This window comes from Blautia sp. DFI.1.216 (genome assembly GCF_020594215.1).
GTDB lineage: Bacteria > Bacillota > Clostridia > Lachnospirales > Lachnospiraceae > Blautia_A > Blautia_A wexlerae.
In genome coordinates, this window is record NZ_JAJDML010000085.1 from 1 (window position 1) to 8,579 (window position 8,579).

Here is an 8,579-nt window from a genome sequence, read left to right on the forward strand (position 1 = left end):
AAGCGTCTGGAAGCACGCGACTTCAGTCGTGTGAGGATAAAGTTTTTAATTCACGGGATTTCGGATGTAATTGATAAAATGACGGAAAATGTTGAATTTGCGGATCGTTTTATGAATAAAAATGGTTCATTAAGAAAAACACCATTAAAGAAAAAAAGAGCTATTTCAAAACTTGAATTTTTTATTCCAGAATATGAGTATCGGCGATTAAAAAAGATGAAGGATCCAATAGAGACATTGGAACGCCCAGTGGAACATATGACTGTTTATCGGAATGATGGTTCCAGTGTGACTTTGACAGCGGAGAATGGACGTGTGAGTATTGTTGACTCCAGGGAGAAGAATGTAAGGCATATTATTGAGGCAGATTATTTTGTTTCGAAAATTTTGTAATAATTTATTATAAATACCATTGATGGTGTCCGTATGTATGCCAACGGATATTTAAAGATATTTGATGTGGATAGTAAACTATTAGACGAAAGAAAAAAATGAAAGGACATAAAAAAATATATGATTAGTTTTTATAAGAGTATTGTTGACCAGGACAGGGCTTCGATTGTTATATGCAACCTTAAGCATGAGATTATCTACATGAATCCGGCAGCTGTTAACAGCTATGCGAAGCGAGGCGGTGATAAACTTATTGGAAGAAGCCTGTTAGATTGTCATAATCAGGAATCCAGGGATAAAATACAGAAGGTAGTGGACTGGTTTGCGGCAGATGAGAGCCATAACCTTGTCTATACTTTCCATAATGAGAAGCAAAATAAAGATGTTTATATGGTGGCACTCAGAGAAGAGGGAAGACTGATAGGATATTATGAAAAACATGAATATCGAAACGCAGAAACTATGAAACAATATGATTTGTGGTGATGTTATGGCACAGGACGAATGGTGCAGGCAGTTATTCAAGAATGAGGAAATACGACAGAAACTCACCCGTGTGGTAAGAAGAAAAAATGGAATGAGGTAAGTAACAATATGGAATCAAAACAGAAAAGAACAGCTCTTGTCACTGGCGGAAGTTCCGGAATCGGACGATGTACTGTAGCAGCATTGAGTAAGGCTGGCTATATAGTCTATGAGTTCAGTCGCCGGGATGTTCCGGTAGAAGGCGTGAAGCATATGTGCGTAGATGTGACAGATGAGGCTTCCGTGCAGGAAGCCGTTGGGCAGATCCTTTTGGAAAGAGGAAGTATCGAGATTCTTGTAAACTGCGCAGGTTTTGGTATTTCCGGGGCGGTGGAATTTACAGAGTTAAAACAGGCGAAAGCACAATTTGATGTAAATTTTTTCGGAACTGTCAATGTAAGCAGAGCTGTTCTTCCTTCTATGCGCAGACAGCACAGAGGGCATATTGTCAATATCAGTTCTGTGGCAGCGGTGGCACACATTCCGTTTCAGGCGTTTTATTCAGCCAGTAAAGCAGCAGTGTCTTCTTATTCCTGCGCGCTTGATAATGAAGTAAGTCCTTATGGTGTCAGGGTAACAGCAGTAGAACTTGGAGATATTCATACCGGTTTTACCCAGGCCAGACAAAAGATAGTTTTGGGTGATGATGAATACGGTGGCCGTATTTCACACGGTGTCAGTCAGATGGAGAAAGATGAACTAAGTGGGATGTCGCCGGAGATTATTGGTACATATATTGCGCGAATTGCACAGAAAAAGAACTGCGCACCAATTTGTGTGGCGGGTGTGAAGTATAAGATTCTGAGATTCTTATGTAAAATTCTGCCGTGTACATTACGGGGAAAGATTGTTGGTTCTATTTACGCAAAATAATTGAGATTATTTTATAGAATTCCGATATAGCCCGGGTGTCTGGATATATAACAGTTTTTTTCAGCTTTACGTTAAAATAGTTTCATGCTATCATTATTTTATTAAAAATTTTGATAACGTGAAGCTGTTTTTTGATTGTGGGGTGTAAGGAATGGGTAGATTTGTAAATCCTGATAACAGTGCATTTCAGGTGGCACTGAATTCTCCGATATATGTGGATAAAACCGGATTGTTGGAATATACAAACAGCGTACTTAATACAACAGAAGCTTATATCTGTAACTGCAGACCACGCAGGTTTGGAAAATCATATGCTGCAAATATGCTGGCCGCTTATTATAGTAAAGGCTGTAATTCCGAAGAAATGTTTTCAGGGCTGGATATAAGCAGGGAATCCGATTTTAAGACGCATCTTAATAAGTATGATGTGATTCATCTTGATATTCAGTGGTTTCTGGCAAATTGTGATAATGTGGATAATGTTGTAGCGTTTATTACGAAATCCGTACAGGCTGAATTGAGAGAGATTTACCCTGGTGTTCTGCCTGAAGAAGAGATAAGTTTGTCGGAAAGTCTTTCGCGTATTAAAAATATTGTTGGACAGAAATTTATTATAATTATTGATGAGTGGGATGTTCTGATCAGAGATGAAGCGGCAAATAAAAAAGTACAGGAAAAGTACATTAATTTTTTGCGGGCGATGTTCAAGGGAACGGAACCGACAAAATATATTCAGTTGGTGTATCTTACAGGTATTTTGCCGATAAAGAAAGAAAAAACGCAGTCTGCATTAAATAATTTTGATGAGTTTACAATGCTTGATGCAGGAGTGATGGCGCCATATATTGGATTTACAGAAGCTGAAGTGAAGGATCTTTGCGAAAGATATCACAGAGATTTTGAGAAAGTAAAATATTGGTATGATGGTTATTTGCTGGAGGACTATCAGGTATATAATCCTAAAGCAGTAGTAAGTGTTTGTGTGCGGGGCAGGTTTAGAAGTTACTGGTCTGAGACTGCTTCTTATGAAGCAATTGTTCCTTTTATCAATATGAATTATGATGGTTTGAAAAACGCTATAATTGAAATACTTTCCGGTGCTTCGATTAAAGTGAATACAGCTGCTTTCAAAAATGATACGGTGAATATACAAAGCAAAGATGATGTACTTACGTATTTGATCCATCTTGGTTATTTGGGATATAACCAGAATAGAAGAACTGCATTTGTTCCAAATGAAGAAATCCGGCAGGAATTGACAATGGCGGTTGAAAGCAGAAAATGGAATGAGATGATTACTTTTCAGCAGGAATCAGAACATTTACTGGAGGCTACGCTGGACATGGATGAAGAAGCAGTTGAAGAGGGAATTGAGAAAATCCATACAGAGTATGTTTCGAATATTCAGTATAATAATGAGAATTCTTTGAGCAGTGTACTTGCAATTGCATATCTGAGTTCAATGGAATATTATTTTAAACCAGTTCGTGAACTGCCGACAGGACGTGGGTTTGCAGACTTTGTATTTATTCCAAAACCAGAATACGTTTCCAGTTATCCGGCGCTTGTCGTAGAACTTAAATGGAATAAGAATGTCAAGACAGCATTACAGCAGATTAAGGAAAAACAATATCCGGATTCAGTTCTGGATTATACCGGAGATATTTTGCTGGTTGAGATAAACTATGACAAGAAGACAAAAGAACATCAGTGTCTGATTGAAAAGTATGAGAAATTATAAAAGTATTGATAAAACGGAAACCATTTTCTATTGAGAGGTGACAGATAATATGGAACTAAAGGAGAAAACTCCACATACGATATTAAATGAAATAATTGAAGCGGCAAAAGAATGCGGACAGGTTATGCTTCAGGCGGACAGGGCGAATTTTGGCATTAAGGATAAGGCAGGAAAAGCAAATTTTGTTACGAAGTATGATTGCAAAATTCAGGAAATGCTAGAAAAAAAGTTGTCTGAGATTCTTCCGGAAGCGGAGTTTTGGGGGGAAGAAGAGGATTGCCAGATTAACAGAAATGCAGAATATATTTTTGTGGTGGATCCGATTGATGGAACTACCAATTTTATTAAAGATTATCATATGAGCTGTGTATCTATTGGATTGATTCGAAATGGAAAGAGATATATGGGAGTCGTGCATAATCCGTATCTTAATGAAACTTTCTATGCGATTTCCGGTGAGGGTGCATATATGAATGGAAATGCGATTCATGTATCGAAGGATGATCTGGCAAACAGCATTGTTTTGTTTGGTTCATCACCGTATAATACGGAGCTTGCGAAGGCATCCTTTGAATTAGCTTACGAATATTTTCAAAAATGCCTTGATATCCGACGAAGCGGATCTGCAGCACTTGATTTATGTGCCATAGCATCAGGAAGAGCGGAAATTTATTTCGAGCTTATTTTATCTCCATGGGATTTTGCGGCAGGTGCACTTATTGTTGAAGAAGCAGGCGGAATTGTGACGACTGTTGAAGGAGAAGAACTTCCATGCTTGGAAAAGAGTTCGATTCTTGCAAGAAATAAGTAGTAGTTCTGAAATCTGGAGGTGCACGGTGAAAAAGTTAACAACAGGGAAAATATGGCAGTTTGCAGCCGGACAGTTTGGATGGGCGATGTTGTCCGGGATTATTTCTAACTGGCTTGTATATTTTTATCAGCCGGATAAGACAGCCATCAGTCAGGGACAGACAGTGTTCATTCCACAGGGGCTGGTGGTCTTTGGCATATTTACTATTATTGGCGGAATTACAGCTTTCGGAAGGATTTTTGATGCTTTTACAGATCCAATGATCGCCTCTTTATCTGACAGATGTACGTCAAAGAATGGGCGAAGAATTCCGTTCCTGAAATGGGCATCTTTACCGCTGGCGCTTTCTACAGTACTGGTTTTCTGGTCACCGGTTAATAAAAACAGCTGGATCAATGGAGTGTTTTTGCTGATTATGATTCTGGCGTACTATCTTTCCATTACTGCGTACTGTACACCATATAATGCGCTGATTCCGGAACTTGGACATACCCAGCAGGAAAGACTTAATATTTCCACAGTCATTTCCTTTACATTTATTGCCGGAACTGCAGTGGCGTATCTGGCACCTACGATATGGGGGATGTTTATTCCTGCTTTTGGCAGAGTTGGTGCTATCCGTATGACCTTTACTTTGATGGCGGCTATAGCGTTTATCTGTATGCTTGTGCCGGTATTTTGTATCCGTGAAAAAGACTATGTAGATACGGTTCCTGCAAAAGAGTCAGCTTTTGGATCTCTTGCAGCTACTTTTAAGAATGGAGAATTTCGCAAGTTTGTGGCATCTGATATTTTCTACTGGATTGCACTTACCATGTTTCAGACAGGTCTTCCATTTTTTGTCACCAGTCTTTTGAAACTTCCGGAAACAATGACAACTTTGTATTTTGTGGGAATGACAGCGTTGTCTCTTGTATTTTATATTCCGGTAAATAAGCTTACTCCTAAACTTGGAAAGAAAAAGATGATCTTGTTTGCATTTGCAGTATTTAGCCTTGCTTATTTTTATACCGGATTTATGGGAAAAATGAGTTTTATTCCGGCATCGGTGCAGGGACTGATCCTGACAGTCGTGGCGGCTCTTCCTATGGCGATTTTCGGAATTCTTCCGCAGGCTGTTGTGGCAGATATTTCGCAGAGCGACTCGATTACATCAGGAAGCAATCGTGAAGGAATGTTTTATGCGGCGAGAACATTTGCGTTTAAACTTGGGCAGAGTATTTCTATGTTGATATTTACAGCAGTCTCGACGATAGGGGCAGCAGAGGGAACTGGTTATAGAGTTGCTGCTTTTGGGGCAGCAGTATTCTGTTGTATAGGCGGAATTATACTGGTATTTTATAATGAGAAAAAGATTAATGGGATTATTAACAGGCACCAGTGAAGATTATAATACAGGTATGTATCGAATGGTGAAAAGCAGATAGCAACAGAATTATGAAAAAGCAACAGGAGTACATATAATGGAAATAATACATGAGAATGAATATTTGTATAAAATGAATGATGAAATAGAACCATATCTTGCAACGCACCGTCAGGAGGGGTACATTTCTGGTGCAGAGGATCATCTGCATCGAAAAGACACGGGGATAGTGGGGAAAATTCATGTACAGCGCTACCTGGCAGAGAAGCCGAAAGGCGTGATTATAATCAGTCATGGCTTTACAGAAGCAGCGCCGAAATATGAAGAGATGATTTATTATTTTCTGAAGGCTGGATATCATGTGTATATGCCGGAACATATGGGACATGGACAAAGTTATTGCCTGACAGCAGATCCATCTCTTGTACATATAGATACCTGGAAGCGATATGTGAGAGATTTTTTGAAAATATGCCATGTAATTAAAAAAACATATCCTGAACTGCCGTTAGTTCTTTTTGCACATTCTATGGGTGGGGCGATTGGCACAATTGCAGCTGCATGGGAGCCGCAACTGTTTCAGAAGATTATATTGAATTCTCCTATGCTCCGCCCGCTCACCGGAAATGTTCCCTGGCCATTGGTGATTGCTATTGCACAGACGAAGTGCCTTTTGGGAAGGGAGGAAGACTATGTGGCTGGTCAGAAGCCTTATGATGGTAGTGAGACTTTCGAAACCAGTGGATGTACTTCCAGACCAAGATTCGAAAAATATAATGAGATGCGTAAAGAGAATAAAAAATTCCAGGTTAGTGCAGCTTCTTATGGGTGGCTTCTGGCGTCTGTAAAAATGAGTTGGTACATAAAATATTGTGGATGGAAGAAACTGACAGCACCTGTTTTGCTATTTCAGGCAGAAAGAGATGATTTTGTATCTGTAAACGCATTGAGAAAATTTGCAGAGAAAATTAATCATAGAGGAATTACTTCCTGCGAATATGTTTACCTGCCGGGAACCAGACATGAGACCTACCGCAGCGATGACAGGACGATGGAAATGTATTTAGATAAGATTATGAAGTTTATGGATTCAGGCATGGTATCTGACAGTTGTACGTGATTCGTATCTTAATGAAATTTTCTATGCGATTCATGTATCGGAGGATAATCAAATAATGGAAATGGTTTTCTGTTATCAGCATCTCTACTAAGAGAACTGATAACAGGAAACCATTTTTATTATTTGGCTGAGTTTTTATTTAACAGCCGGAAACAGATTACAAAAAAGATAATTCCATATACAGTTGTGATAGGTGTCGCCATTCCAACATAAGTCAGAGATGTTTCCGGTAATCTCGACATAATGATAGATACCGGAATTCGGATGCAGAATGCGGAAGTGATTCCCTGGATCATAACAGGAATACTTTTTCCACAGCCATTAAAATATCCGATACTGCTGAAAAGTACACAAGTCAGTATACAGTCGGCAGAGAAACCTTTCAGGTAAGCGGCGCTCTGCGCGATTACCTCGGAATCATTGGTAAAGAAAGAGGATAATACTCCGCCTCCGAAGAATCCTACCATAAAGATGATGATTCCAACGGAACATCCGGTAATAATTGCAGTGTAAAAACCCTTCCATGCCCGGCTTTTCTTTCCGGCACCGATATTCTGCGCAACAAATGCTGATACACTCTGCATGATAGAGGACGGAACCAGCATAATAAAGGAAACGATTTTCTGTGCAATTCCATATCCGGCAGATGGCATCAGACCCATCTGATTGATAACAGAATTTACGACAAGAAATGAAATCTGAACCGTTGTCTCCTGAAGTGCGATCGGTATACCTACGTTTAATATTTTTCCAAGCTCTTCTTTATAAATCCGACATTGTTCTCTGGAAAATTCTATAGGCATATCCTGCTTTCTTAATACAACGACAGAACAGACGACAGAGACAAACTGTGCAAATACAGTGGCAATGGCGGCACCCGCAACATCCATGTGAAATACTCCAACCAGAAGCAAATCTCCCAGAATATTTATGACACAGGCAATTCCTACGAATAGAAGTGGAAGGTTTGCATTTCCCACACCTCGCAGCACACCGCTGATTACATTGTATGCAATGATAATAACGATACCGGCAGAACAGATTCTGATATAAAGAATTGTTTTGTCAAAGGATTCAGCCGGTGCCTGTAAAAGATGCGCAATTCCTCCGGCGGCAAATTCCAGTACAAATGTCATGATGACAGCAATGATCAGAAAAAGAATGATCGTAGTTCCGACCGCATTTCCTGCTTCTTTTGGTTTTTGTTCTCCGATGTGATGCCCGATTATTACGGTGGAGCCCATTGCAAGACTTGTAATGATAAAAGTAGCCATCTGCATAAAGGAACTTCCTGTTCCTACTGCGGAAATACTCGAGGCATTTCCGAATTTTCCAACAATCAGCAAATCAACTGCGCCATACGCAGCCTGCAGGATCAATGCTCCAAGCACGGGAATGGCAAACCGAAGCAAAGATTGGAACACAGGTCCTTCTGTAAAACTTATTTCTTTTTTCGACATTTTTTCCTCCTGAGAATGTGGATTGAATGCTTCAGATAGTAACGAGTGTACCAACAAATTGTGACGCACATTTTACAGAAAGCATTTTTCAAACACACTCTATTGATTGCTTGTTATCTAAAGCATTTAGATATTATCAGTATAACATAGTTATTGCGCACATTCTACTGTCACGTTGATAACCTTGTAAGTCTTGGAGTTACTGTGTTACTGTTTACTCAGTGCCTTGTAACAATCGTTACTGTTCACTCCGTTCACAGTAACGTAGCCAAAATTCATTCCAGATTGCC

9 protein-coding genes are annotated in these 8,579 nt (G+C 39.5%); 8 read left to right on the forward strand and 1 reads right to left on the reverse strand.

Features of this window, described 5'->3' with window-relative positions; genetic code table 11:
- The 7 genes from LJE11_RS18080 to LJE11_RS18110 all read left to right on the forward strand — a co-directional run.
- Nucleotides 1-393, forward strand: a 393-nt coding sequence (locus LJE11_RS18080; RefSeq protein ID WP_173704703.1) for a hypothetical protein, incomplete at its 5' end; no start/stop codon positions are given.
- Nucleotides 394-513: 120 nt separating this feature from the next.
- Nucleotides 514-879: a PAS domain-containing protein gene (locus tag LJE11_RS18085; RefSeq protein ID WP_008703984.1), complete on the forward strand. Its 366-nt coding sequence runs from the start codon at nt 514-516 to the stop codon at nt 877-879.
- A 108-nt stretch (nt 880-987) separates the two neighbouring features.
- On the forward strand, nt 988-1,791 hold the full coding sequence (locus LJE11_RS18090; protein WP_008703983.1) for an SDR family NAD(P)-dependent oxidoreductase: 804 nt from the start codon (nt 988-990) through the stop codon (nt 1,789-1,791).
- Nucleotides 1,792-1,942: 151 nt separating this feature from the next.
- Nucleotides 1,943-3,532: an AAA family ATPase gene (locus LJE11_RS18095; protein WP_008703981.1), complete on the forward strand. Its 1,590-nt coding sequence runs from the start codon at nt 1,943-1,945 to the stop codon at nt 3,530-3,532.
- Nucleotides 3,533-3,581: 49 nt separating this feature from the next.
- Nucleotides 3,582-4,343 carry an inositol monophosphatase family protein gene (locus LJE11_RS18100; RefSeq protein ID WP_020994056.1) on the forward strand — a complete coding sequence of 254 codons (762 nt, stop codon included), beginning with the start codon at nt 3,582-3,584 and terminating at the stop codon, nt 4,341-4,343.
- 25 nt (nt 4,344-4,368) lie between these two features.
- A complete protein-coding gene (locus tag LJE11_RS18105; RefSeq protein WP_008703977.1) occupies nt 4,369-5,727 on the forward strand; it encodes an MFS transporter in 1,359 nt (452 codons plus the stop codon).
- Nucleotides 5,728-5,806: 79 nt separating this feature from the next.
- Nucleotides 5,807-6,829, forward strand: coding sequence for an alpha/beta fold hydrolase (locus LJE11_RS18110; RefSeq protein ID WP_008703976.1), 1,023 nt, complete (start codon nt 5,807-5,809; stop codon nt 6,827-6,829).
- Nucleotides 6,830-6,948: 119 nt separating this feature from the next.
- Here LJE11_RS18110 and LJE11_RS18115 read toward each other — a convergent pair whose 3' ends face one another.
- Nucleotides 6,949-8,289: an MATE family efflux transporter gene (locus LJE11_RS18115; protein ID WP_008703974.1), complete on the reverse strand. Its 1,341-nt coding sequence runs from the start codon at nt 8,287-8,289 to the stop codon at nt 6,949-6,951.
- Between the two features lie 26 nt (nt 8,290-8,315).
- Here LJE11_RS18115 and LJE11_RS20900 point away from each other — a divergent pair, with 26 nt between their 5' ends.
- Nucleotides 8,316-8,468 (forward strand): DUF6783 domain-containing protein, encoded by a 153-nt coding sequence (locus tag LJE11_RS20900; RefSeq protein WP_349826270.1) that lies wholly within the window; start codon nt 8,316-8,318, stop codon nt 8,466-8,468.
- Nucleotides 8,469-8,579 lie beyond the last annotated feature (111 nt).